The following is a 25,415-nucleotide window of genomic DNA, read 5'->3' on the forward strand; positions in this document are numbered from 1 at the left end:
ACGCTTAGCTCCCTTCCTTAACTGTCAGTGTTTTGCGTTCAGATACATGTGCTGAATCGAACCCAACAGTAAAATGCAATTCGCCTGCATCTATGCGATAATTCGTTTGTGAATCATAATAACCTAATTCTTTATAAGGAAGTGTTAACGTAATTGTTGCTGTTGTTTGTGGTGCCATTGTTAACTTATGGAAACGTTTCAATTCCTTAATAGGACGACTGACCGCTGCAATTGGATCGTTCATATATAATTGTACAACATCAGATGTTGTCGTTGTACCTGTATTTGCAACAGTTACTTCAATGCTAACTGCTTCATCTTTTTGCAATTGTGTGTTGGCAATTGACCAGTCTGTAATTGTTAATTCACCATAACTTAAGCCATAACCGAACGGATATAATGGCGTGTTAGCAACGTCTAAATAGCTTGAAGCAAAGGCTGCATCAGCATCTGCTGCATCAACTGGACGCCCTGTTGGAAGTTGGTTGTAATAAATCGGTACTTGACCAACTGCTCGAGGAAACGACATCGTTAACTTAGCAGACGGCGCTACTTTACCGCTTAACACACGAGTTAATGCATTCGCACCTTCAGAACCTGGGAACCAAGCGATTAATATTGCTTTTGCATAGGCTTCAATACCTGTTAATTCTAACGGTCGACCATTGAAAATAACCAATGTAATATTTTCGTTCACTTCTGCGACCGCTTTGATTAATTTTTGTTGTGCTGCTGCTAATTGAATATTTGAACGGCTGCTTGCTTCACCTGACTCATCACTTGTTTCACCAACTGCTAAGACAACTGAATCGCTTAGTTTTGCTGCTGCTACTGCTTCTGCAATTTCCGCATCGGTAATTGTTTGATGATCTGCAGTTGGAACAACTGTGGCATTGGTGAATGTTTCTTTGAATTTCGTCGCTAAAACTGGTGTTTCATCACGTTTACCAAAAATAACCCAACCGCCTAATAAATCATCACTTTCAGCAAATGGCCCAACTAAAGCTACTTTCGCTTCAGTATTCAAAGGCAATGTTTGCTCATCATTTTTCAGTAGTACAAAACTTTCTTCTGCCGCACGACGTGCGATATCCAAATGTTCTTCTGATAACTCTTTATTTTCTAAATCAAGACCACGGTAAGGATTTTCGAATAATCCTAAGTCATTTTTTAATGTTAAAATACGCAAGACCGCTTCATCAAGGATAGCTGTTTCAATTTCACCACGTTCCACTAAAACTTCTAAATACTCGATATAACATGAAGACATCATTTCAATATCAATACCAGCTTTAAGTGCTAATTCTGCTGCACCCTCTTTACCACCTGTCACACCATGATAAACCAACTCTTTAACTGCACCCCAGTCAGAAATTGTTACCCCTTCGAATGCTAATCGTTCACGTAAAATATCACGGAAGATATATGTATTCGCACTAACTGGTACGCCTTCAAATAAGTTGAATGCACTCATTACTAATTTTGCACCTTCATCTAATGCCGCTTCATATGCTGGCAAATGATTTTGGAAGAGTTCTTTACGTGATAAATCAACCGTGTTATACTCACGTCCGCCTTCAACCATACCGTAGCCGGCAAAATGTTTGACACAGGCAGCGATTTTTTCTTGATTGCCATGAAGTTCGTTTGCTGGTCCTTGGTAACCTCGAACAAATGCGCGTGCCATTTCTTGATTGACATAAACATCTTCACCTGAAGCTTCCATTACACGACCCCAACGCGCATCACGAACAAGATCAACCATTGGTGAAAATGTAACATGATGCCCTTGTGTACTTGTTTCATATGCGGACATACTTGCTGTTTCTTCTACTATTGCTGGATTAAATGTTCCTGCCATTGCTAATGGAATAGGATAAATTGTTTTATAACCGTGAATCGCATCTATCATAAATAGAAGCGGAATTTTATTAGGATCAGTTGTTAAATGTTGGTTTTGAATTTTACGTGCGTTTTCGGCATCTGGTACACCTAAAATAGAGCCTACCAAACCAATTTCTTCTTCTGTGACATGTAAATCAGTCATTGGTCCTGTAATTTGTTCTTCATTACGATCCGCTTCAAAGTAAAAGGGATTTAATTGTAATAGCTGTGCAACCTTTTGTTTTACCGTCATTTTACTTAATAACACTTGTAATTTTTCATTTTCCATCATTCATTCCTCCTAGATTAACTTTTGTATTATCGTACGCTTATCGAAACGTTTCACTTAGACATATTAAGCATAAACTATATCAAAAGCATAATCAAGTGCAAAAAAACAAAACTTGCAACCGCTTACTTTTTAAGGTAAGATGATTTTAGCGAAACGTTTCACTAAGACAATTACATTTCAGGAGGAGAGTTTTATGAAGAAATTTGGGGTATTCTTTTTTGTTGTTTTGGCAAGTGCAGTTCTTGTATTAAGTGGTTGCGGTAAAGGGGCTTCATCCAGCGATAGTGATAAAGATGTACTAAGTGTTTGGGCAATGGGTGATGAAGCCACTCAATTTAAAACAATTGCAGATGACTTTAAAAAAGAAACTGGTATTACATTAAAGGTACAAGCAATTCCATGGGGAAATGCGCATGATAAATTACTAACTGCTGTTGCATCTAAAAGTGGTCCCGATGTTATTCAAATGGGCTCAAGTTGGATGTCTGAATTTTCAAAAGCAAAAGCACTTCTACCAATAGATGAGTATATCGATAAATATCCTAACCTTGATCCTAAACGCTTCTATAAAGGCGCTGTTGAGTCAACTCAGTTTGACGGCAAAACATATGGTGTGCCTTGGTACAGTGAAACACGCGTTTTATACTACCGTACAGATACATTGAAAAAAGCTGGTTTTAACGAGCCTCCAAAAACATGGGATGAATTAGCAAAAGTTTCTAAAAAACTTGGTGACCGTGGTGATGACTTATACGGTTTAAACTTGGATCCCAAAGAACCAACAATGCCATTCATGCTTGCACGTCAAAATGGCTCTGAACTTGTAAAAGATGATAAATTACTTTTCAATCAAGCACCTTTCGTTGAAGCTGTAGAATACATGGATAGCTTTTACAAAAATGGTTCTTCTCCTACATCTAACTTAGGTCTTAACCTAGTTCAATCATTTGGTGGCGATGAACCCATCATTCCAATGTTTGTTAGTGGTCCATGGATGATTGATACAATTAACACAACGATTCCTGATGTAAAAGGCAAATGGAATGTTGCTGTACTACCTAAAAAAGAAAATAACATTTCTATTCTCGGTGGCGCTAACTGGTCTGTCTTTAACTACACAGATAAAAAAGAAAATGCTGTTAAATTCTTAGATTACATGTCAGATACAAAACATCAACTTGAATGGATGAAACAAACAAAATCATTACCAGCAGTTACTGAAGCAGCTGATGATAAATCATTAAAAGATGATAAAATTTACCAAGTGTTTAACGAGCAATTAAAAACAGCTCAACCAGCAATGTTAACACCTAGTTTTGATCAATTCTCACAAAACTTTATCAATACATTTGAAGAAATCTACAAATCAGATACTGATATTCAAAAAGCAATGGATAAATTCAACGAACAATCACAAGCAATATATGATAGCAAAAAATAAATAACGTAAAACCGAGAGTATTATGCCAAGTTTCCACATTGTAGCCAAAGTAATATCAAACTGGTTTTGTATTTAAAACAAAACTTATTAATTTTCCTACAGGATCGTAAGGCTGGATAAAATATCAAGGAGTAACGACCTAGATTGATATTTAAATTCAGTCTTACAACTTTAAATGAGCTCTTTCGGTTTAAATTATAGGAGGTGCCATTTTGCGTTCTTTTTTTAATCAACGCGCTGGTTACGGCTTCATTATGCCAGCACTTATACTGTTAGTAATCTTCTCAATTTTGCCGATTCTAGTTGCTTTTGTTATCAGTTTTACCGATATGAACTTAATTAGTTTAGGTGATTTCTCTACCCTTAATTTTGTTGGGCTTGATAATTATATCGCTGTTCTAAAGGATCCACTTTTTCTAAAATCAGTTAGCAACACCGTTGTTTACGTTGTTATAGGTGTACCATTGGTTATCGCTTGTTCATTAGGTACGGCTTTGCTCATCAACTTTAGCCAAGCTAAAATCTTTGTGGCTTTCCGTTTAATCTTTTACACACCATCTATCACTAACGTTATTGCAGTCGCTGTTATTTGGTCTTATTTGTATAACCCACAATTCGGGTTTTTCAATTATTTATTATCCTTCTTGCATATTCCACCAATCCAGTGGCTACAAGATCCAGCCATCGCTAAATATTCATTAATTATTTTAGCGGTTTGGAAAGCAATCGGTATTAATATGATCATCTTTTTAGCCGCTCTTCAAGGGATTCCACGTGAATACTATGAAGCATCTGAATTGGATGGGGCCTCTCGCTGGCAACAACTATACAAAATCACAATTCCACTTCTTAAATTTGCATTGTTCTTTGTTACTGTTACAACGCTTATTGGTTGGTTACAATTCTTCGAAGAACCTTTCATCATGACAGAAGGTGGACCATTAAATAGTACGATGTCTATCTCATTATATATTTATAACAATGGTTTCAAATTCAGTAACTTTGGATTTGCATCGGCTGCTTCCTTTATCTTGTTCATCGCTATTGTCGTCATCACATTGATCCAATTCCGTGGCCAAGCCAAAAAGGATAACTAAAATTGAGAAAGGGGCCTTCATCTTATGTATGCAGCATCTAAAAAAAGTAAAATTATCGTTGGATGTATTTTAGCGATTGGTGGATTGTTCATGATCCTTCCATTTGTTTGGATGATACTTTCATCATTTAAAACAGAAGCCGAAATTGCGCAAATACCACCGACTATTTTACCGCAACATTGGACATTCAATAACTTTATTGAGCTATTTACTCGTCTTAACTTTTTCCAATATCTCATTAATACGCTAATTATCGTCTTCTTCTCGTTTATTGGTTTATTCCTAAACGCAATGGCAGGCTATGGTTTTGCGAAATATAAAATGAAACATAAAAACAAACTCTTTTACCTTGTTTTAATGACAATGATGATTCCTGGACAAGTAACAATGATCCCAGTTTACCTCATCATTCAAATGGCTGGGTTAACAAACACACTGACAGGGATTGTTTTACCAGGACTGGTTGGTGCCTTCGGGATTTTCCTTTTCCGACAGTTCATGTCAACGATTCCCGATGAGCTTTTAGAAGCGGCACGGCTCGATGGTGCAAGTGAGTTTTACATTTTCTGGAAAATTATCATTCCAATTTCACGACCTGTTCTTGCGGTACAAGGTATCCTGACATTTATTGGTGGCTGGAACGCATTCCTATGGCCGTTAATTGTAGCTAACGATGAACGTTACTATACATTATCTGTTGGATTATCATTACTTAAAGGACAACATGCCAGTAACTTTGCTCTTCAAATGGCAGGTTCAAGTTTCATGGTTATTCCAATCATTATCATCTTCTTATTCTTCCAAAAACATATACTTAAAGGATTTAACATCTCAGGTCTGAAATAAACAGTTTGAAAGGAGTAACGACATGTCACAAATAAGCTTACGCAACATAGAAAAAATATACGAGGGTTCAACTGAACCTTCAGTAAAAGATTTTAACCTTGAAATTGAAGACAAAGAATTTATCGTTTTTGTTGGACCTTCTGGTTGTGGTAAATCAACAACGCTACGTATGATTGCTGGACTTGAAACTATTTCTGGTGGAGAACTATATATTAAAGATAAATTAGTTAATAAAACACCGCCGAAAGATCGTGATATTGCGATGGTTTTCCAAAACTATGCGCTTTACCCTCATCTTTCAGTTTATGAGAACATGGCATTTGGTTTAAAATTGCGTAAAGTTCCTAAAAATGAAATCAAAGAACGTATTGCTGATGCCGCTGAAACGCTTGGTTTAACAGACTTTTTAAAACGTAAACCTTCAGCTCTTTCAGGTGGGCAACGCCAACGTGTGGCTTTAGGACGTGCGATTGTACGAGAAGCGCCTATCTTTCTAATGGATGAGCCCTTGTCTAACTTAGATGCGAAGCTTCGTGTGCAAATGCGTGCTGAAATTACACGATTGCATAAACACCTTAACAACACAATTATCTATGTCACACATGATCAAACAGAAGCAATGACAATGGCCACTCGTATCGTTGTCATGAAAGATGGTGTTATTCAACAAATTGGTGCACCCATTGATGTTTATAACACACCTAACAACGTTTTTGTTGCTAGTTTTATTGGGACACCTGCTATGAACTTCTTCCATGGTAAAATCGAAGGTTCGTCGTTTGTCTCTGATGACTTTACCATTGGTGTTCCTGAAGGTCATTTAAAAACATTAACTCGTGATGGTTATCAAGGTAAATCAATCATCCTCGGTATTCGCCCAGAAGATATTAAAGATGATCCGATTGCATTTGATGCTTACCCTGACTACACAATCCAATCAACAACAATTGTAGCTGAATTAACTGGAGCAGAGTTCCTCCTACACAGTAAAATCGGTAAAACTAATTTTACTGCACGTGTTAATTCACGCACGATCCATAAAGCTAATGAGCAAACGTCACTTGTTTTAGAAATGAGTAAAGCACATTTCTTTGATGCTGAGACTGAACAACGTTTGTCATTATAATAAAAAGCGTTCACATCAATTTTTCGATGTGAACGCTTTTTTTATTTTTGCAATCTTCTAAGTATGAAATAACTACCCAGTATTATTAAGGTAAAACCTGCAATTGGATAAAGTAATAAATGATTACTCTCCTCACCGGTATGCGGTAATGAATTTGAATCAGGCGTTGTTCCTGTATCAGGCGTTGTGCTTGAATCAGACGTTTTGCTTGAATCAGACGTTGTGCTTGAATCAGACGTTGTGCTTGAATCAGACGTTGTGCTTGAATCAGACGTTGTGCTTGAATCAGACGTTGTACTTGAATCAGACGTTGTGCTTGAATCAGACGTTGTGCTTGAGTCAGGCGTTGTGCTTGAATCAGACGTTGTGCTTGAGTCAGGCGTTGTATCAGACTCGGTTGTTGTGTCAGGCGGGTTAGAACCGTCTCCACCACCATCTCCACCATTTATTGGCGTATAACCATCAAATATAACTTCAGATATTTCACTACCCGTTGCTTTTACCGTATTTGTATAGCGACTAGATTCACCGTTATCAGTCGCACGTGTATCATAAGCGATAATAGCAGTGTTTTTAAAACTACCTAAATCAACGCTGAATGTTGTATCTGATTGAACAGCAAATTGTTCAGGTAATATGAATTTTTCAATATTAAAGTCAACATCACTTGTGTAATCCGCATATATTCCTCGGAAAGAATCTGGTATAAGTTTTTGATTTGGACCTACAATATCATTTAAAATAATATCTTTTAAGTCATAACGAGCATAATTCACACGTATAATCCAATGAATAAGTGTGGGGTCTGCTTTATCAATTTCACCTGTCTTCACTAAGGTTTCATTTGGATCCTGAACACCATCTGGTGTAATACCCACCGTTGTCTGTCCATATTGTCCTCAATCTAAAATAACACTTTCTTTTCCACCAATTAAATTACGATCCCATAGTACCCAAAATTTAGCAAAACCATGTAATGTATCATATTTAGTTGCTTGGTTATTAAATGTAATTGTAATAAATCCAGATGATTGAGCAACAAAAGCTGAACCAATTATTACACTCTCATCCGTACTACTTTTAATATCAAAAGTAATATCTTTAGCGACCACGAGCTCTTTTGGTAATTGTAACTTAAGCGTGTCACCTGCTACCAATTCTCCCTTTTTAAAGCTGAAATCATATTTTACCTGCATCGATTCATATTGTCCAAAATCAGATTTTGGATTGTTATTCCCATCTAACAATTCAATGTTAGTAATGTGTTCCTGTCCCTTTTCAGCTGCAAAAACCTGTGTTGTCAAATTACTCAGACTTACTAAAAAAAGGCTTAGTACGGCTACCACTTTAACTATTTTCCCCAACATATACACTTTTACCCCCTTTTTTTATAACCACTTATTACTTTTAAAAATTCCACTTATCCCTTAATAAATAGAATTTATTGTAATAATTATAGCATGTTTTTTCATTTTTTGGATAATTCAGAACTTTTATACCGCTCTACTAAATTTATCCAACTAGAAAAAAAGATAATAACTAACTAGTAGTTATTATCTTTCTGAAAACATTTATATAGGAACTATTTTATTTCATCTAGCTTTTTAAAACGCTCAATGGCTGCTAAACGCGCTTTTGCATGATCTACTATCGGTATTATATAAGAGATATTATATTTATGCGGTTCATGTATATGTTTTGACGCTACATCAACTAATTCGGGAATCCATTCACGTATAAAATCACCTTGTGCATCAAATCGTTCACTTTGCACAGTTGGGTTAAAAATACGGAAGTAAGGCACTGCATCTACACCCGTAGATGCGGCCCATTGCCAACCGCCAATATTGGATGCAGCATCATAATCGATGAGACGTTCAGAAAAATAACGTTCACCTTCACGCCAATCAATTCCTAAATCCTTCACTAAGAAAGATGCAACAATCATGCGTAAGCGATTATGCATCCAACCAGTGCAGTTGAGTTGTTTCATTGCAGCATCAACAATCGGAAAACCGGTTTCTCCAACAGACCATGCTTTAAATCCAGTCGGGTTTTTTTCCCATTCAATCGCGCGATATTTAGGCATGATTTCGTTGTTTTTTTCATCGGGATGATAACAAGCAATCATTTGATAAAAATCACGCCATGCCAACTCTTTAATATAAGTTGCTTGGCCACGCGCTTCTGTCGACTGAGCAGCGTGAAATACCTCAACAATAGATAAAACGCCTACTTTTAAATAAGGCGATAGACGACTTGTTCCTTCAATAGAAGGGATATCTCGTGCTGTATCATAATTTTCTAATCCGTTTTTCAAAAACGTCATCATTTGTTGACGAGCTGCTTCTAATCCGATTGTATCATCCCAGTAGCTTGGCTTTAAGTCAGTTACTAGCTCATTAAAGACCTTTTCTCCCTTTTTAAAACAAGTTAATTGAGCTTTTTCAGCTGTTATAAACTGGACCTTTAACCGATGATAGCCCGGTTTTTCTAGCGTAACCCACTGACGAAAATAAGGTGTAAAAACCTTATATGGTGAACCATCAGGTTTCATTACATCATAAACAGAATGTAGATGCCCATCAAGAAATTGTTGATAAGGTATCGTATTTTTTTCAAGAAGAGCTATCAACTGTTCATCACGTTTCAAACCAAAGCCTGACATTTGCCGATTAAAATAAAAACTGATATCGTTACCTATCTCAGTGATTAGCTCTTGAAATGCTTCTTCAACGGTCCCTACTATAAAATGCAAAGGGGCTATTTTGCGACACTCCTGTTTAAACCATTCCACAGTTTTAAAAAAATAATCATGACGAGCAGTACCTGCAGCAAATTGCTCTGGGTTTAGATGAAACAAAAATAGCAACTCATCCTGAGGTTGTTTTGCAGCTATAGCAGCCGCTAATGCTGGTTGTTGATCAAACCTTAAATCATTTCGAAACAAAACAATATGTTTCATAACTTTAACCTAACAGATGTTGTTTCACGAAGCGTCCAACGCCACCTTCGTTACTATCAACTTCAGAGATAAAAGTAGCGGCTTCTTTCACGACATCTTTAGCGTTACACATCGCTAAGCTTTGCGGAGTTGATTGTAGCATTGAAATGTCATTTTCATTGTCTCCACAAGTTAAAGTTGTTTCTAATTCGAGATAACCGTGTTCAGCCAACCATTCTACTGCCGCGCCTTTAGTACTGTTTCCAACCATAACATCCAATAAGTTTGGTCCTGAAATAACTGTTTCAACATCTAATTTAAGGAATTCAGCACGCACTTTATTTAATAGCTCATTATCTTCAATGATAACAAGCATTTTTAGCATTGCTTCATCCTCGTGTAATGCCCCAAGGATATCAGGAGTAATTGTATAAGGTGTTTTTTCATCCTCTGTTTTTGCTTGTTCATTCATTTTTACATAACGTGTCATTGTTCCGTATAATTCAGGGCTTAATAAACGTTCTGTCGTATAAATGTGATAAGGTACGTCATGTGCTTTGGCAATTGAAACCGTTTGTTCCATGATTGACATTGGTACGGCATTTTTATACAATACTTTCCCTGTTTCCCAGTCACGAATAAGTGCACCATTACATGAAATCACTGGTAATTTGATATTCAGCTGTGACGCATATAAACGTGCACCTAAATCTAACCGTCCAGTTGCCATAATTAAATTGCCGCCCTGTGCTTGCCATTCAGCAAACGCTTCTAGTGTAATAGGATGTAATTCTTTCGTTGATGTTAATGCTGTGCCATCCATATCAGTTACAATTGTTTTAATATGTTTTAAAGTCATGTTTGTAGCCTCCTGATAAATATTTCAGTCCTTAAGACTGTGCCCTTCTATTTTACCATAAAAGTAGCAACGTTCTACCCTTCCAAAAATAAAGAACTCGCTTTTAAAGCTTCCCTATAAAATGCAGGTTATCATTGTGTTTCAAAAAAAAACCACCCACTAATTAAAGTGGATGGTTAAATGTTATTATTTAGCTAATTCAACTTTAGCTGCATCACATAATTGTGTGAATGCTGCAAAGTCATTAACTGCTAATTCAGCTAACATTTTACGGTTCATATCAATACCTGCTAATTTTAAGCCATGTACTAATTTAGAATAAGATAATTCGTTCATACGTGCTGCAGCGTTGATACGTGCAATCCATAAACGACGGAAGTTACGTTTTGTTTGACGACGATCACGGTAAGCATACATGTTTGCTTTCATTACAGCTTGGTTAGCTACGCTGAAAATAATATGTTTTGCTCCATAATAACCTTTTGCTAATTTGATGACCTTTTTGCGACGTGCGCGTGTTACAGTACCGCCTTTAACTCGTGGCATAAGAATTCCCTCCTGATTTTAAAAACAATGATTTTTTGTCGTTTCTTAGACGACTTCGATTATTTGATGTTATCTAATTGTTGACGGATACGTTTCATATCGCCAGCTGATACTAATGCTGATTTACGTAAATGACGTTTAGCTTTAGTTGACTTGTTTGCAAACAAGTGACTTGTTTTAGCGCGTCCACGTTTTAATTTACCTGAAGCAGTTTTTTTGAAACGTTTAGCTGTACCTCGGTGTGTTTTCATTTTTGGCATGATTTTTTCCTCCTTGTATTAACACAGCATGTTTTTTGCTGCTCCGATTAGCTTTCTTTCGGTGCTAAAACTAAGAACATACTGCGTCCGTCCATTTTAGCTTTTGATTCGACTGTTGCAATTTCTGCACATTCGGATGCAAAACGGTTTAGAACTTCTAATCCAATTTCTTTATGTGTAATCGCACGTCCTTTGAAACGGATAGAAGCTTTCACTTTATCGCCTTTTTCTAAGAATTTAATAGCGTTACGCAATTTTGTATTGAAATCATGTTCATCAATTGTTGGACTTAGTCGTACTTCTTTTTGCGTAATAGTCTTTTGATTTTTACGCGCTTCTTTATCTTTCTTTTGTTGTTCGAATCGGAACTTACCGTAATCCATAATACGGGCTACTGGTGGTTTTGCATTCGGAGCAACTAGAACAAGATCAAGATTTGCACGTTCAGCAAGTTCGAGCGCTGCAATTTTTGTTTGCACACCTAACTGCTCACCAGTTTGAGTAATTACACGAAGTTCACGAGCACGAATGTTTTCATTGATCAAAGTAGTGTCTTTGCTAATGATAATCCACCTCCAAATTAAATTGAACCTAGCATGATGTTCAAAAACATGAAAAAACGGATATTTCATCTCAGAAATACCCGCAAACAGACTTAATTAAATAGTTTGTTAGCCTGAAAACACTAATGTCAACAAGGCGAGAAGCGGAAACTTCTTCTTTCATGTATTATTTAAACTCACAAGATTTATCTTACCATACGATTTAAATTACGTCAACACCTTTTACAATCCATTTTCAATTAAATGCTGATAACTTTCTTGTGATAATCCTGGTACAACTCGAACGCGTTTCAACTTGAAATAACCGTCAGCCTTTGATGCCAGTCCAGGTTCTGTTGTAACTGCCATTTTATAACCAACTTCTTTTGTAGCTGCTAACGTATCTTCATTGTAACGTCCCACAGGATAACTTACTAAAATTGAATCATGCTTAAGTCGTTGTTTAATAAATAATTTCGAATCGCTTAATTCTTTCAATTGCAACTCTTTTTTGAGGCTATTTAATTCTTGATGAGTCACTGTATGGCTTTCAATTGTAATGTTATCTTTTATCATATCTTGCATTTGTGCTAGCGTTAAATGATTTTTCTTTCCAGTTGTATCAGTAATCATGAAGATTGTCCCTTGTTGCTTGTTAGCAGCTAGAATTGGCAACGCTTCGGTATAATTATCGGTATAACCATCATCAAACGTTAGTAACACTACTTTTTTAGACGGCAATGAATTTGTCTCAAATGCCTTGTACATCTCTGCTGGCGTCAAAGTATAATAACCCGATTCTTTTAAAAAAGCCATTTGTTGTTTAAATTCAGCAGGTGGCACTCGTAACGAATTTCCAGTTGAAATACTATGGTACATTAAAATCGGTATTTTTACCGGTTCTGTTTGTTTTATCCATTTTACTGTTTCTGCCTTTTTAACTTCTTTTTTAGGTTTTGTCGCCACTTTTTTTATTACTGTGTTTGCTTCTGGTGATGTTGTTTTTTCTTTTATAAAATTGTTATAACATAACGTTCCAATTATAAAAAGTACAACAATACTAATGATCACGATTATTAGTCTCTTTATTGAAATGTTACTCTCCCCCTAATAATAAAATTCATCTTAACCTGAGATAACTTTTTCTTTTGGATAACGGAAACCATACTCATTATCTGTTCATGCCGCTGTGAATAAAAGAATATACATCATCGAAACACGCCCAACAAACATCAACATGATAATGACTAATTTCCCTATCACTGATAGATCACCTGTCGCCCCTAATGATAAACCAGAGGTCCCAAACGCAGATGCAGTTTCAAAGAGTAACGATAGCAACGGAATATTTGTTTCAGTGAAGGATAAAATTAATACTGAACCAAAACACAATAGGCCGGAGAACATCGTGACGGATAATGCTTTTCTTAAATCTTCTTCTAAAAATTCACGTCCAAAGATATGAACGTGCTTGTGCCCACGAGCCGTTGCAACTATGAAAAGTAAAGTCATAGCGAACGTTGTTGTCCTAATACCTCCACCGGTTGAACTTGGTGAGGAACCAATAAACATGAACACGATTAAAATTAAAATTGTAGTCGTTGAAAACTGATTCAAGTCTAACAAAGTGAAGCCCCCACTTCGTGCTGTGGCGGATGTAAACAAGCTATAAAAAAGGCCTTGATGCCAGGATATACCGGCAAATAATTTACGATATTCTAATAAAATAATAAAAAGTGCACCTGAAAAATAAAGACCAAAATAAGTAAATGTTGTTAATTTTGTGAAAAGAGAAAAACGAAACGGACGTTTCCCTTTCTTACGACCTATTAAGAAACGTTTGATTTCTAATAATACAGGGAAACCAATCCCCCCCATAATCATTAATAACATAACGATAACTTGAATAAAATAATCCCCTGCAAAAGGTTCCATTGAAAGGCCATCCATATCCATTCCTGCACTGGTTGCTGCCGCAACACTCAAGAAAAAGCCATGGAAGAATGCTGATCCAACATCCTTATAATGCGGAATTGTATATAAGCCAATGAGGATTCCACCAATGATTTCAGCAGTCGTAATCATAATGAACACATCACGAATCAAATTCACCATACCGCTCATTGAATACGAGTTCACATCTGTTTGAATTAAACGGCGTTGCTTTAGACCAATACGACGTCTTAACATCAAATAGAATAAAGTACTCATCATCATAATACCCAGCCCACCTATTTGGAAGAAAATCATCATACATATCAATCCAAATGTGCTGTATGTTTCACCTGGGCTTACTGGTGATAGCCCTGTTACACTAACTGAACTAGCTGCAACAAATAATGTATCGATAAAAGAGACATCTTGTCCTGGTTTTTTAGCAATAGGCATCAGCAACACTAAAGTGGCAACTGTCATTGCTACAAAATAAAACGATACGATAGCTTGCACTGGTGTTAAATTTCGTAACCGCAAGCGTAATTGATACAACATGTTTCCTTTCACCCTTTCTTAGGTGTTTGTTTAACCTTTATTAAAGCGCCGATAATTATCACAATCATAACACCCCAGAATGTCACTTGCCAACCCACACTTTCAGGAAAGTTTAAGGGTAACAAAGCGATGTCTTTATGAGCCAGAGTTAATACGGCTAATTTAATACCTACCCAACCCACTAATATAAAAGCTGCTTTTTCTAGTACCGGATAAATCCCAAGCCAACGGACAATCCTAGTCGCTGCAAATCTAATACACAATAGACCCACAAAGCCACCTAAGAACATCACAATGAACTTCCACCCATCCATACCACCTATATTAAAGGTATGCGTATTTGGAAGCGTGATAACCAAAGCTGCCGCTGCAAGAATTGAATCAATTGCAAAAGCAATATCAGATAATTCTACTTTAATAACGGTCCCCCAAAACGAAGGTTCTTTTTCATTGGTGTGAGATACTTTTTTTTGTTTTCTGCTAGGAATAAAATGTTTAATTGCAAGGTATATTAGGTAAACAGCACCTAATGCTTGGACATACCACATATCTACTAGCAATGAAATAACAAATAGCGCACTGAATCGTAGAATCATTGCTCCTAAAAGACCATAAAACAGTGCCTTTTTTTGTTTTTCTGGTTTAAGTCCTTTCACCATAACTGCCATAACAACCGCATTATCCGCTGACAAAACAACTTCTAATCCAATTAACACAACTAAAACCCAACCATATTGCAGCAATAAACTTGTATCCATAACAATACCCTCTTCCTTTTTATTTCATCGCTAGAAACGAATAAAACCCAATCAGAACAGGAATTAGCTGTTTCTGATTGAGCAAAATAACAAATACATTTTTACTATTGAGTTTAATGACTGTCTGTCGGTACCTTTGATTTACGTGAACTTAGCACACTTGCAAGGATGATAACAACCATCACACCATAGAAGATGCTTTGCCATAATGTACCATGTGGAAAGTCATGCGCTAAAATCGCAACTTTTTCATGTGCTAATGTCATAACAACTAATTTAACTCCGACCCAACCGACAAGTACAAAGGCACCTGTTTCAAGCGCTGGATATTTTTTCAAGAGATTAACAACTGCTGTTGCAACAAAACGAATAATAACTAATCCAATAACGCCCCCAAGGAACATTACAATGAATTGTGCTGTGTCTATTTCAGCAATTTCACCCCAACCTGATTTAGGTAGAGTAATTGCTAAAGCAACTGCTGCTAACATTGAATCCACTGCAAAAGCGATATCAGCTAGTTCAACCTTGATAACAGTTGCCCAAAAACCGCCTTCTTTTTTCTTTTTAGTTTTTTGTTTGCCGATTTTATGGGAATATTTTTTATAAATATTTGAAATTGCTATGTAGAGTAAGTAAGCTGCACCTGCTGCTTGTAGTTCCCAATATTTTGCAAGTGTTGCAATTAAGAACAATGCTATGAAACGGAAAACTAATGCCCCTACTAATCCATAAAAAAGTGCTTTCTTTTGTTGCTCTGGTTCTAAATGTTTTACCATTACAGCCATTACAACTGCATTATCCGCTGCTAAAATTCCTTCTAACCCAATTAAAACAATCAATACCCAACCATACTGTAATAACATTGCTGCATCCATACGATCGCCTCCTCATAATTTGCTTAAATTCACATTGACTACTAAGAGAACAAAAAACATCGCTTTTACTTTTAACAAAAAAAAACGAGTCCTTTGCCCACCTTAAATAAATAAGTGGACAAAGGTCTCGCTAGACATAAAAAATATGTTGATAAAACCGATGAATTAAATTCATGTATTGACGACTTTATCTCGTTATCTCTAAAAGATAACGACGCTACTCCCCTTTGACACATAATGTCAAACTGTTATTTAATTGAGTTCATCATACCATAGATTATTTTATCTCGTCAATTATATTTTCGTTTATAGTTGCACATTTTTTGTTAAACAGTGTAGAATAGGTGTACATACAATTGAGCTGTGTCGAATTAAAATATGAATAGAGGTATTTATCAATGGACTATTATTTATTACCAATTATAGCAATTGTTTTAGGTTTCTTATTTTTAATATTAGCCTTCTACTTAGCATTATCCAATGCACGTCGTATAACAAAACTCGGGTTTATTAACTTGATTTTAATTGCTGTTGTTGCAATAGCTTGTGGATTGTTATTAATGTTTGTCTTTACTGGAGACCTTGCTAATTTTGTGTAACTCGCAGATATTGCGGGTTTTTTTTGTTCTCAAATTAACTATTTTATTTTTTCAGTTTGGTGCTCTATTAATTCAGCAGTATTAAATTCAATATAACGCTTTGTTTCCCCCATAATACGTCCGTTATCATATTCTTTAAAAGTCCCCATAATCCTTACTACCTTTTCACTTTCGAAAATTTCAGAAGACGTATAAGCTGAAATTGTGTAGGTATTCTCCCCTTTGACTTCATTAGTTTTTTGATAATTAACCAACGGTCGCTCTTTCACGGATTTCAACATTACTTCCGCCTCTGCCTCACTTTTAGCATTCCCTTTAAAATAAATAAACCAATTATTTTTTCTTAGATATTCATCTGTTTCCTTAAAATGATTACTCACCTTAGCTTTGAAAAATAAATTTGTATAGGTTTGTATTTGTTCCGGTTGATAAACAATACCATCAGACATTAATTGTAATGTGTTAACCTGCACCTGCTGATTAAAAAAAGTATGACTAATATCTTGTTTCTTATTCATGTAGTCAGTTTCTTTCACAATCTGTCCGGCAACAGTCCTTGTTTCTGAATCAATTTTTCCAGCTTGAACAGGTACCACTAACAAACTAAAAAACATCACCATCATAAATAGACATAACTGTCTTTTCACCAATTACTCCCCCAATCGCATTATAAAATCGTCATGCACTCTCTTATTTATTATAGCTTATTTACTGACATAGAAACGAATTTATTTGATTAGAAGAATCCTATAGTGCCACCTGTTATTTACAATTAAACCAATTCCGTTAAAATCACTATCCATTTAATTGATCCATTGTTCTATTCACATCGTTTAATGTTAATTTTCGCAATAAAAAAACACTATCCTGACAAAAAACGTCAAAATAGTGTTTTATCCAATTTATTTGGAGCTAAACGTTTGTTGTTGCTTTCATTCTCTAGCAACAGACAAACAACTCCTACAAAATTTCAAAAACACTATCCTGACAAAGAACGTCAAAATAGTGTTTTATCCAATTTATTTGGAGCTAAACGTTTGTTGTTGCTTTCAATTATTCCAATATCTTCCGTTTTGAACCGAGTGTGAAGATACTTTTATTAAATTAATTCAAATAATTCTACATCAGGGTTTTTATCTGTGAACCAGCGTAACGCAAATTCATTTTCAAACAAGAAGACTGGATTATCATAACGATCACGTACAAGCATGTTACGATTAGATGCCAATTTCTCGTCTGCATCTTCTGGTTTAATCCAACGTGCCATTTTCTTGCCCATTGGTTCCATGATGATTTCAGAATTATACTCATTGTTCATACGGTGCTCAAATACTTCAAATTGTAATTGACCAACTGCACCGAGCATATAATCGCCTGCATGCCAAGATTTATACAATTGAATTGCACCTTCTTGGACTAATTGTTCAACGCCTTTATGGAAATGTTTTTGTTTCATAACGTTTTTCGCTGATACGCGCATAAATAATTCTGGCGTAAATTGTGGCATACTTTCAAAATGTAAGTTTTTATCTCCCATTGTAATCGTATCCCCAATTTGGTAATTACCCGTATCATATAACCCAATGATATCACCTGAAACAGCGTGACTAACTATTTCTTGGCTATCAGCCATAAATTGTGTCGAGTTATTCAATTTGATTGATTTACCGGTTCTTGTTAAATAAACGTTCATTCCTTTTTCAAAAGATCCTGAACAAATACGAACAAATGCAATACGATCACGATGTGCTTTATTCATGTTAGCCTGGATTTTAAAGATAAAGCCTGAAAATTTCTCATCAGTTGGATTTACTAAATTACCTTCTTCAGTTTTACGCGGTTGTGGAGATGGTGCAAAATCAACAAACGTTGATAAGAAGTTTTCAACACCAAAGTTAGCTAAAGCACTACCAAAGAATACAGGCGTTAATTCACCTTTAGCAATGGCTTCTTGATCGAATTCATTACCTGCTTCATCAAGCAAGTTAATTTCTTCCATTGCTTGATCAAAATAGGTTGATTCTTTCACAGCATGATCACCGAGTAATTCATTTTTATCAGTTAAGGGAATAAAACGATCCGCTTCATCCTCATAACGATACTGTTCAATACGATGATTATAACGATCAACGTTACCAACAAGCTCTTTCCCCATACCAATTGGCCAGTTCATCGGATAAGCACCAATTTCAAGTACTTCCTCCAACTCTGAAATTAAATCCATTGGATCGCGTCCTGGGCGGTCCAATTTATTAATAAATGTGAAAATAGGAATACCACGCATACGACAAACTTTAAATAGTTTCATCGTTTGAGGCTCAATCCCTTTAGCCGAGTCAATAACCATTACTGCGCTATCTACCGCCATCAATGTACGATAAGTATCCTCACTAAAATCCTGGTGACCAGGTGTATCTAAAATATTAATACGGTAATGATCAAAATCAAATTGCATCACTGAACTTGTAACAGAAATACCACGTTGTTTCTCTATTTCCATCCAATCCGATGTTGCGAACTTACCTGATTTTTTACCTTTTACAGTTCCTGCTGAACGAATTGCACCACCAAATAAAAGCAGTTGCTCCGTAATTGTTGTTTTCCCCGCATCGGGGTGTGAAATAATCGCAAACGTTTTGCGCGATTCAATTTCTTTTTGAATTGAGTCTACCATTGTTACCCTCCGTTTTTTACTAGAATCTGATGTGATAGTTTAACGCTACATCGGAATTCCTCCGTATCCTATAAATTGACATAAAAATAGTATAGCATATTTCAACACATATCTTTAGTCTTCTTTTATAAAAAGCGAACGTTTTCAGCTCACTTTTTCTCAGTTTTTGGCTAAAGGAGAGAATAAGTATGCACAAACTAGTTCCTCAGTTGCAACAACTGCCTCTTTATGAGTACGTTCATATGCGTGTGACGCTTCAATTCCGGCTCCAATAAGCGCATGCTTTACATCAGCGCCTGCTTTCATGGCAGCACTAGCATCTGAACCATAAAATGGATATATATCAACACAATAAGCAATCTCACTCGCTTGCGCTAACCCTACAAGATGTTGACGTAAGCCATAATGATAAGGGCCACTACTATCTTTAGCACAAATAGACACGTGGTACTCATCGCTTGTTTGTCCATCACCTATTGCTCCCATATCGACAGCAATATACTCGACAACTTCTTCAGGGATACTTGAATTTCCCCCATAACCAATCTCTTCATTATTAGAGATTAAAAAATGTGTCGTATAAGGCAATGTTATTTTCTCTTTAGCTAACAGCATCAAAGCTTCTAACAACACAGCGACACTGACCTTATCGTCAAGATGACGCGATTTGATAAAATCACCCGCTCGCACACTACGTGGATCAAAGCTAATAAAATCACCGACTTCAATACCTAATGAGCGAGTCTCATCTGCTGATACAACTTTTTCATCTAACCGAACTTCCATATTTACAGCATTACGTTCAGCTGATCCTGAATCTTGATAAACATGTACAGTTGTTTGGTGCATCAGAATTGTGCCTGTATATTTACGTCCATCTGCTGTTTCAATCGTGCAATATTCCCCTTCAATCGCATTAAATCTAAAACCGCCAACTAGAGTTAAAGCTAAACGACCATTACTTTTAACTTCTTTAACCATCGCACCTAATGTATCAACATGTGCTGTTAATAAACGGTGTTGTGTATTATCCTCACCTGCGATAGTTACAATACGATTACCTTTATTAGTGTTACGAACCTCTAATCCAACCGCTTCCAATCGATGCGTAATATGTTCCATAATCTTCTCTGTATGACCCGTAGGGCTCGCAATATTTGTTAATTCTAAAATTGTGTTCATTGTAGATTCTGTTGTAATTTTCATTATATGTCACCTGTCCTTTACTCTATTTTAATTAAGAACGATTAACACTTCAACTATATCTGTTCACATTTAGTCACCTTTTTTACCTATCTGAGACATATGTCCTATACTATTTCTTGGAAAAAGGGAATAATATAAATCAGGTAACATTTATATGAAAAATATAAAAAGTATTCTCTCTTATTTATGTTACTATAAGTAGTGGCGCTTTTATACATTAGCACTCACTTTATTTTTTTATGAAAAGGAGAATGATTTTGAAAACAACACACGTTAAATGGGTAACCGTTGCGATATTTGTTTCTACCTTCATGACTGCCATTGAAGGAACGATTGTTTCGACAGCCGTCCCTCGTATCGTCAGCGAATTGAATGGTATTTCAATTATGAACTGGGTATTCTCAATCTACTTACTAACTTCCGCTGTCTGTGTTCCTATTTTCGGGAAACTGGCAGATATCTTTGGCAGAAAACCAATTTTTATTATTGGTACAATCGTCTTTATGATTGGTTCTGCTCTTTGTGGCTTGGCCCAAGATATGACACAATTGATTATCTTCCGTGCAATCCAAGGGATTGGTGCTGGATCAATTATGCCGCTTAGCTTTATTATTATTGCTGATATTTACTCTGTTGAAAAACGCGCAAAAGTTATGGGACTTAATGGAGCAGCCTGGGGTATTGCAGGTATTTTCGGACCTTTATTAGGAGGATTTCTTGTTGATTTCCTTACTTGGCACTGGATTTTCTTTATCAATGTTCCAATCGGTATTATTTTAATAATATTAATGCAAATTTTCTTCCACGAAAAAGTTGAAAAATCAGAACAAACAATTGATTATATTGGAACGTTCTTACTTACTATTGGTTTAGTTGCACTTTTACTTGGATTCCAATTCGCAGGCGATACATTAAGTTGGGTTTCGCCAAATGTATTATTAGCATTTGGTATCGCAGTTCTCTTTTTAGGACTCTTTATTTGGCAAGAAAATCGAACAAAATACCCAATTTTACCATTGCCAATGTTCAAAAACCTTTCATTTACGTTCGCTAATGTAGTTGCCATTTTAGCAAGTGCATTCTTAATTGGTGTCAATGTTTATATGCCAATGTGGGTGCAAGGTATCCTTGGCTTAAGTGCAACAATTGCCGGCTTCACACTAGCACCAATGTCTATCACTTGGATTATTGGTTCATTTATTGGTGGAAAAATGATTGAAAGTTCTAGTATCCGTCGTGTTATTGGTTTAGGAACATTCTTTATTGGCCTTGCAGGTCTTTGGTTAATGGTTCTTACAAAAGATGCAACCATTTGGATGTTCCTCGGTGCCTCTGCTGTAATGGGACTAGGTTTTGGTATCACGATTACTATGACAACAATCACAGCTCAAAATGTGGTAGCCCCACGAGATATGGGAGCAGCTACTTCTGTTAATACATTGTTCCGTACATTAGGACAAGTTATGGGTATGGCTATCTTTGGTACAATTTTCAACTCGACGACAACACGTCTTCTTGCTGAAAATAAAAGCCCAGGTGTTACACATGATAATTTAACACAACTATTAAACCCTAATCACGCACCAATCGCTGCTGAAGCAGTTGCTCAATTAAAAGATGTACTTTACAGTGGGTTACACACGGTATTTATTTCGATGCTTGTCATTACAATTATTACTTTCTTATTCCATCTTCCAATCAAAACAATGAAGTATAAATAAGACTTAATAGCTGGAGGAACATATACAATGAATGTAAAAACGAATCAACAGGATCACTTACAAAGCCATTTTCTAAATGAGACGATGCCGTTCATTATACATTATCCCCCGAATTATGAACCAACGCGTAAATACCGTTATTTAATTGCACAAGATGCGCAAGATTTTATGCAGTTTGGAAGACTATTTAAAACAATAGATCGAAACATAAATGACAATAAACTCCAAGAGTTTATTATCATTCTTCTTCCCTACGAATCAGTGAAAATCAGAGCACAACGTTGTCATCCTAATGGTTCAGAATTTTTACTATATCAACGTTTTATTGCTGAAGAATTGGTACCTTATCTTGATTTAAAACTCCCCTCCTTCCAGGATGCGAAAAGTCGCTTTTTAGCCGGTGTATCCTTAGGTGCAACATTAAGTATTGCACTATGCTTGCGTTACCCATCTACTTTTGGTAAAGTATGTTTATTCTCGCCGTTTTTAGACGAAGATATGCTGGAAAAATGTCGTACCCAGACACCTGTAACCTTAGTAGTATCGCACGTTTATGGTACACAGGAGCATCATGTTGATACTACCTTTGGTAATCCGGATTGTGATTTTACCACGCCTAATCAACACTTAGAACAAATTTGGTGTGAGAACCTATATTATTCAAGTTGGACGTTTGAGGGCGGACATACTTGGAAGAACTGGCAGCAGGAACTCTCTGCTAGTTTACAAGTTTTTAATGAAAAGGAGTTTTAAAGACCATGACAGTTATTAAAATCAACCATACGAATGCTGAGGAATTAGCTATCGTAAAAAACATCCGCGCGAAAGTATTTGTTGAGGAACAAAATTTCTCACCTGATGAAGATAATGATGGGAAAGAATCAGAATGTGAACATTTTTTAGCTTATGATGATGAAACAGGTCATCCAGTAGCAACTGGACGTTTATACATTCACGATAACCTTGGCAAAGTGCAACGCATTTGTGTATTAAAAGAAGGCCGTGGTAAAGGCTTTGGCCGTGAAATTATTCTTGCGATTGAAAAATCAGCTAAAGAAGATCAACTAGACGGTTTATACCTATCAGCTCAAGAACACGCTGTACTATTTTATGAAAAACTAGGATTTGTAGCTACATCCGGTGAACGCTATTTGGACATGGGCGGTATCTGGCACGTTGATATGGAATATAAAATCCCAGTCTATTCATAAAAGCACCTTCACACTTGATCAAAACTGAAGAAATTGGAATAATTGAAAGCAACAACAAACGTTTAGCTCCAAATAAATTGGATAAAACACTATTTTGACGTTCTTTGTCAGGATAGTGTTTTATCCATTTTGTAGGAGTTGTTTGTCTTTCAGTGAAGGGTAGATGAACATAATTCGATGCTTTTTTTGAAGTAGCGAAAAAATATCCATTACACTCACTCTACAAAACACAGTAAGCATCTGCACTATTATATTTCCAACTGATACTCGTCTTCACCAAGTTGTCTTACTTGACTGTCACTTGGTGGTAAGTGTTAAACTAGTCATATCAATCTAAGGGAGGCTTTTTTTATGAAATTCAAAGATACTGCTACATTTACAAATGGTGTTGAAATCCCCCGTTTGGGCTTTGGTGTATGGCAAGCGAAAGATGGTCAAGAAGCTTATGAAGCTGTCACACATGCACTTAAATCGGGTTATACTAGTATTGATACAGCTGCTGCTTATAAGAATGAAGAAAGTGTCGGACGTGCTATTAAAGATTCAAATCTCCCTCGTGAAGAGCTATTTATAACAACAAAAGTATGGAATGCTGATCAAGGTTACGAATCAACACTTAAAGCCTTTGATGAAAGTTTAAAAAAATTACAATTGGAGTATATTGACCTTTATTTGATTCATTGGCCAGTAGCTGATAAATATAGTGACACATGGCGTGCGCTTGAAAATTTATATGAAACAGGTAAAGTACGCGCTATTGGTGTTTGTAATTTCCATGAACATCACTTAACAGAATTGTTCAAAACTGCAAAAATAAAACCAATGATTAATCAAATTGAATTACATCCAAAACTTTCGCAAGAACCGCTTCGAGCATTTTGTGAAAAACATCAAATTATTGTTGAAGCATGGTCTCCACTTGGTAATGGTAAAATTCTTACAGATTCAACGATTGCTGAAATTGCTAAAGCGCATGAAAAATCACCCGCACAAATCATTTTACGCTGGGATTTACAACATGGCATTGTGACCATACCGAAATCAGTCAATGTTGGTCGTATTGCTGAAAACACACAACTATTTGATTTTGAATTGTCCGCTGCTGAAATGGCTAAGATTGATGCTCTCAATGAAGATCATCGTACCGGTCCTGATCCTGACAACTTTAATTTTTAAAAAGCATTTCTATTCAAACTTCTCATATCGTAGTCAAAGGCACTTAAATCATATTCAAAAAAAGAAGTATTTCAAGACTTTGTCTACCATCTGGAGCAGATTATTCTGCTCTTTTTTTATACAAAAAAACCTTTTGTGATAAGTCACCACAAAAGGTTATTCTCTATTCTAAAGAGACACTTAAATTTCAGTAACCATCGCTGATCCAGTAGCATCGGCAATAATAGTTACTTCTGTTATATCATTAAATAAACCATGTTCTACTACACCCGTCATCATTTTAAGTTCTGTTGCCAAAGATATCGGGTCAGTGATTGGTTCAAATTGTAAATCCAATAGATAGTTACCACTATCTGTTGTATAAGGGGTGTCATCTTCATTCAAGCGTTGCTTCGGTGCATATCCTTTAGCTGTTAATTGCTGGAAAACTTGCATATAACCAAATTGAACAACTTCCACAGGTAAACCGAACGCTCCTAAATGCGATACCACCTTCGCATCATCAGCAATCCAAATACGCATTTTTGCGGTTTCAGCCACTAGTTTTTCAAATAGTAACGCACCGCCTCCACCTTTGATTCCGTATATATGTCCTGATTCAGTATAGATTTCATCAGCACCATCCACACACACATCAATCACTTTAACATCGTTTAAATCCATTAAAGGGATGTTTAATTCTTCTGCTAATTTAGCCGTTTGAATTGATGTAACGACGCCTGTGACTTGTAAACCTTCTGCTACTTTTTTTGACAATGCTTGTAAAAAATAAAAAACAGTCGAACCTGTTCCTAGTCCTACAACCATACCATCTTCAATATAGTCTAATGCACGTTCTCCTGCAGCTTGTTTGCCATTCATTTAG

At 36.1% G+C, this 25,415-nt stretch carries 25 protein-coding genes and 1 riboswitch; of the genes, 9 read left to right on the forward strand and 16 right to left on the reverse strand.

The window, feature by feature from the left end; all coding sequences use genetic code 11:
• Positions 1–4: 4 nt before the first annotated feature.
• Positions 5–2,176, reverse strand: coding sequence for a glycoside hydrolase family 3 N-terminal domain-containing protein (locus V6S17_RS09585; RefSeq protein WP_119946088.1), 2,172 nt, complete (start codon positions 2,174–2,176; stop codon positions 5–7).
• A gap of 193 nt (positions 2,177–2,369) precedes the next feature.
• Here V6S17_RS09585 and V6S17_RS09590 point away from each other — a divergent pair, with 193 nt between their 5' ends.
• The 4 genes from V6S17_RS09590 to V6S17_RS09605 all read left to right on the forward strand — a co-directional run bounded on the left by V6S17_RS09590 (position 2,370) and on the right by V6S17_RS09605 (position 6,686).
• A complete protein-coding gene (locus tag V6S17_RS09590; protein ID WP_029091844.1) occupies positions 2,370–3,617 on the forward strand; it encodes a sugar ABC transporter substrate-binding protein in 1,248 nt (415 codons plus the stop codon).
• A gap of 254 nt (positions 3,618–3,871) precedes the next feature.
• Positions 3,872–4,714 carry a carbohydrate ABC transporter permease gene (locus V6S17_RS09595; protein ID WP_051457408.1) on the forward strand — a complete coding sequence of 281 codons (843 nt, stop codon included), beginning with the start codon at positions 3,872–3,874 and terminating at the stop codon, positions 4,712–4,714.
• A gap of 24 nt (positions 4,715–4,738) precedes the next feature.
• Entirely contained in the window at positions 4,739–5,560 is an 822-nt protein-coding gene (locus V6S17_RS09600; RefSeq protein WP_029091842.1) for a carbohydrate ABC transporter permease, read from the forward strand.
• Between the two features lie 22 nt (positions 5,561–5,582).
• Entirely contained in the window at positions 5,583–6,686 is a 1,104-nt protein-coding gene (locus V6S17_RS09605; RefSeq protein ID WP_029091841.1) for an ABC transporter ATP-binding protein, read from the forward strand.
• 41 nt (positions 6,687–6,727) lie between these two features.
• On the opposite strand, the gene V6S17_RS09610 is transcribed toward V6S17_RS09605, so the two are convergent.
• From V6S17_RS09610 to V6S17_RS09660, 11 genes are all read right to left on the reverse strand, one after another.
• Complete coding sequence (locus tag V6S17_RS09610) at positions 6,728–7,564, reverse strand: collagen binding domain-containing protein (RefSeq protein ID WP_036043417.1); 837 nt, start codon at positions 7,562–7,564, stop codon at positions 6,728–6,730.
• Between the two features lie 21 nt (positions 7,565–7,585).
• Complete coding sequence (locus V6S17_RS09615) at positions 7,586–8,053, reverse strand: Ig-like domain-containing protein (protein ID WP_029091839.1); 468 nt, start codon at positions 8,051–8,053, stop codon at positions 7,586–7,588.
• 215 nt (positions 8,054–8,268) lie between these two features.
• On the reverse strand, positions 8,269–9,651 hold the full coding sequence (locus tag V6S17_RS09620; RefSeq protein WP_029091838.1) for a cryptochrome/photolyase family protein: 1,383 nt from the start codon (positions 9,649–9,651) through the stop codon (positions 8,269–8,271).
• A 4-nt stretch (positions 9,652–9,655) separates the two neighbouring features.
• Positions 9,656–10,489 (reverse strand): Cof-type HAD-IIB family hydrolase, encoded by an 834-nt coding sequence (locus tag V6S17_RS09625; protein WP_029091837.1) that lies wholly within the window; start codon positions 10,487–10,489, stop codon positions 9,656–9,658.
• A gap of 186 nt (positions 10,490–10,675) precedes the next feature.
• Complete coding sequence (gene rplT / locus V6S17_RS09630; protein WP_029091836.1) at positions 10,676–11,035, reverse strand: 50S ribosomal protein L20; 360 nt, start codon at positions 11,033–11,035, stop codon at positions 10,676–10,678.
• 59 nt (positions 11,036–11,094) lie between these two features.
• Positions 11,095–11,295 (reverse strand): 50S ribosomal protein L35, encoded by a 201-nt coding sequence (gene rpmI, locus V6S17_RS09635; protein WP_029091835.1) that lies wholly within the window; start codon positions 11,293–11,295, stop codon positions 11,095–11,097.
• A 47-nt stretch (positions 11,296–11,342) separates the two neighbouring features.
• Complete coding sequence (gene infC, locus V6S17_RS09640) at positions 11,343–11,927, reverse strand: translation initiation factor IF-3 (protein WP_080712929.1); 585 nt, start codon at positions 11,925–11,927, stop codon at positions 11,343–11,345.
• A 153-nt stretch (positions 11,928–12,080) separates the two neighbouring features.
• Positions 12,081–12,908: a polysaccharide deacetylase family protein gene (locus V6S17_RS09645; RefSeq protein WP_096699334.1), complete on the reverse strand. Its 828-nt coding sequence runs from the start codon at positions 12,906–12,908 to the stop codon at positions 12,081–12,083.
• 108 nt (positions 12,909–13,016) lie between these two features.
• A complete protein-coding gene (locus V6S17_RS09650) occupies positions 13,017–14,327 on the reverse strand; it encodes a TrkH family potassium uptake protein (RefSeq protein WP_051535991.1) in 1,311 nt (436 codons plus the stop codon).
• A gap of 8 nt (positions 14,328–14,335) precedes the next feature.
• Positions 14,336–15,085 (reverse strand): TerC family protein, encoded by a 750-nt coding sequence (locus V6S17_RS09655; RefSeq protein WP_029091832.1) that lies wholly within the window; start codon positions 15,083–15,085, stop codon positions 14,336–14,338.
• 113 nt (positions 15,086–15,198) lie between these two features.
• Entirely contained in the window at positions 15,199–15,963 is a 765-nt protein-coding gene (locus V6S17_RS09660) for a TerC family protein (protein ID WP_029091831.1), read from the reverse strand.
• 133 nt (positions 15,964–16,096) lie between these two features.
• Positions 16,097–16,201: riboswitch (yybP-ykoY riboswitch) on the reverse strand.
• A gap of 160 nt (positions 16,202–16,361) precedes the next feature.
• Here V6S17_RS09660 and V6S17_RS09665 point away from each other — a divergent pair.
• Positions 16,362–16,562 (forward strand): hypothetical protein, encoded by a 201-nt coding sequence (locus V6S17_RS09665; protein ID WP_029091830.1) that lies wholly within the window; start codon positions 16,362–16,364, stop codon positions 16,560–16,562.
• Between the two features lie 38 nt (positions 16,563–16,600).
• On the opposite strand, the gene V6S17_RS09670 is transcribed toward V6S17_RS09665, so the two are convergent.
• The 3 genes from V6S17_RS09670 to V6S17_RS09680 all read right to left on the reverse strand — a co-directional run bounded on the left by V6S17_RS09670 (position 16,601) and on the right by V6S17_RS09680 (position 20,442).
• Entirely contained in the window at positions 16,601–17,209 is a 609-nt protein-coding gene (locus tag V6S17_RS09670; protein ID WP_029091829.1) for a hypothetical protein, read from the reverse strand.
• A 452-nt stretch (positions 17,210–17,661) separates the two neighbouring features.
• Positions 17,662–19,236, reverse strand: a complete 1,575-nt coding sequence (locus V6S17_RS09675; protein WP_029091828.1) for a peptide chain release factor 3 — start codon at positions 19,234–19,236, stop codon at positions 17,662–17,664.
• A gap of 159 nt (positions 19,237–19,395) precedes the next feature.
• Positions 19,396–20,442 (reverse strand): M42 family metallopeptidase, encoded by a 1,047-nt coding sequence (locus tag V6S17_RS09680; RefSeq protein ID WP_029091827.1) that lies wholly within the window; start codon positions 20,440–20,442, stop codon positions 19,396–19,398.
• 257 nt (positions 20,443–20,699) lie between these two features.
• On the opposite strand from V6S17_RS09680, the gene V6S17_RS09685 reads away from it, so the two are divergent.
• From V6S17_RS09685 to V6S17_RS09700, 4 genes are all read left to right on the forward strand, one after another.
• Positions 20,700–22,163: an MDR family MFS transporter gene (locus tag V6S17_RS09685; RefSeq protein WP_029091826.1), complete on the forward strand. Its 1,464-nt coding sequence runs from the start codon at positions 20,700–20,702 to the stop codon at positions 22,161–22,163.
• Between the two features lie 27 nt (positions 22,164–22,190).
• Positions 22,191–22,916, forward strand: coding sequence for an alpha/beta hydrolase (locus tag V6S17_RS09690; protein WP_029091825.1), 726 nt, complete (start codon positions 22,191–22,193; stop codon positions 22,914–22,916).
• Between the two features lie 5 nt (positions 22,917–22,921).
• A complete protein-coding gene (locus V6S17_RS09695) occupies positions 22,922–23,374 on the forward strand; it encodes a GNAT family N-acetyltransferase (RefSeq protein ID WP_029091824.1) in 453 nt (150 codons plus the stop codon).
• Positions 23,375–23,725: 351 nt separating this feature from the next.
• Positions 23,726–24,550, forward strand: coding sequence for an aldo/keto reductase (locus V6S17_RS09700; protein ID WP_029091823.1), 825 nt, complete (start codon positions 23,726–23,728; stop codon positions 24,548–24,550).
• Positions 24,551–24,730: 180 nt separating this feature from the next.
• Here the strand turns inward: V6S17_RS09700 and rpiA are convergent, their stop codons facing one another.
• Entirely contained in the window at positions 24,731–25,411 is a 681-nt protein-coding gene (gene rpiA, locus V6S17_RS09705) for a ribose-5-phosphate isomerase RpiA (RefSeq protein ID WP_036027440.1), read from the reverse strand.
• Positions 25,412–25,415 lie beyond the last annotated feature (4 nt).

Source organism: Brochothrix thermosphacta DSM 20171 = FSL F6-1036 (assembly GCF_036884295.1).
Classification (GTDB): Bacteria; Bacillota; Bacilli; order Lactobacillales; family Listeriaceae; genus Brochothrix; species Brochothrix thermosphacta.

What these genes read in the sequence shown, in the direction of transcription:
- rpiA (WP_036027440.1), bottom strand. Translation starts at nt 25,411, where the DNA reads ATGAATGGCAAACAAGCTGCAGGAGAACGTGCATTAGACTATATTGAA.
- V6S17_RS09660 (WP_029091831.1), bottom strand. Translation starts at nt 15,963, where the DNA reads ATGGATGCAGCAATGTTATTACAGTATGGTTGGGTATTGATTGTTTTA.
- V6S17_RS09700 (WP_029091823.1), top strand. Translation starts at nt 23,726, where the DNA reads ATGAAATTCAAAGATACTGCTACATTTACAAATGGTGTTGAAATCCCC.
- V6S17_RS09655 (WP_029091832.1), bottom strand. Translation starts at nt 15,085, where the DNA reads ATGGATACAAGTTTATTGCTGCAATATGGTTGGGTTTTAGTTGTGTTA.
- V6S17_RS09680 (WP_029091827.1), bottom strand. Translation starts at nt 20,442, where the DNA reads ATGAAAATTACAACAGAATCTACAATGAACACAATTTTAGAATTAACA.
- V6S17_RS09620 (WP_029091838.1), bottom strand. Translation starts at nt 9,651, where the DNA reads ATGAAACATATTGTTTTGTTTCGAAATGATTTAAGGTTTGATCAACAA.
- V6S17_RS09595 (WP_051457408.1), top strand. Translation starts at nt 3,872, where the DNA reads ATGCCAGCACTTATACTGTTAGTAATCTTCTCAATTTTGCCGATTCTA.
- V6S17_RS09695 (WP_029091824.1), top strand. Translation starts at nt 22,922, where the DNA reads ATGACAGTTATTAAAATCAACCATACGAATGCTGAGGAATTAGCTATC.
- infC (WP_080712929.1), bottom strand. Translation starts at nt 11,927, where the DNA reads ATGAAATATCCGTTTTTTCATGTTTTTGAACATCATGCTAGGTTCAAT.
- V6S17_RS09675 (WP_029091828.1), bottom strand. Translation starts at nt 19,236, where the DNA reads ATGGTAGACTCAATTCAAAAAGAAATTGAATCGCGCAAAACGTTTGCG.
- V6S17_RS09590 (WP_029091844.1), top strand. Translation starts at nt 2,370, where the DNA reads ATGAAGAAATTTGGGGTATTCTTTTTTGTTGTTTTGGCAAGTGCAGTT.
- V6S17_RS09600 (WP_029091842.1), top strand. Translation starts at nt 4,739, where the DNA reads ATGTATGCAGCATCTAAAAAAAGTAAAATTATCGTTGGATGTATTTTA.
- V6S17_RS09605 (WP_029091841.1), top strand. Translation starts at nt 5,583, where the DNA reads ATGTCACAAATAAGCTTACGCAACATAGAAAAAATATACGAGGGTTCA.
- V6S17_RS09650 (WP_051535991.1), bottom strand. Translation starts at nt 14,327, where the DNA reads ATGTTGTATCAATTACGCTTGCGGTTACGAAATTTAACACCAGTGCAA.
- V6S17_RS09615 (WP_029091839.1), bottom strand. Translation starts at nt 8,053, where the DNA reads ATGTTGGGGAAAATAGTTAAAGTGGTAGCCGTACTAAGCCTTTTTTTA.
- V6S17_RS09690 (WP_029091825.1), top strand. Translation starts at nt 22,191, where the DNA reads ATGAATGTAAAAACGAATCAACAGGATCACTTACAAAGCCATTTTCTA.
- V6S17_RS09585 (WP_119946088.1), bottom strand. Translation starts at nt 2,176, where the DNA reads ATGATGGAAAATGAAAAATTACAAGTGTTATTAAGTAAAATGACGGTA.
- V6S17_RS09665 (WP_029091830.1), top strand. Translation starts at nt 16,362, where the DNA reads ATGGACTATTATTTATTACCAATTATAGCAATTGTTTTAGGTTTCTTA.
- rplT (WP_029091836.1), bottom strand. Translation starts at nt 11,035, where the DNA reads ATGCCACGAGTTAAAGGCGGTACTGTAACACGCGCACGTCGCAAAAAG.
- V6S17_RS09625 (WP_029091837.1), bottom strand. Translation starts at nt 10,489, where the DNA reads ATGACTTTAAAACATATTAAAACAATTGTAACTGATATGGATGGCACA.
- rpmI (WP_029091835.1), bottom strand. Translation starts at nt 11,295, where the DNA reads ATGCCAAAAATGAAAACACACCGAGGTACAGCTAAACGTTTCAAAAAA.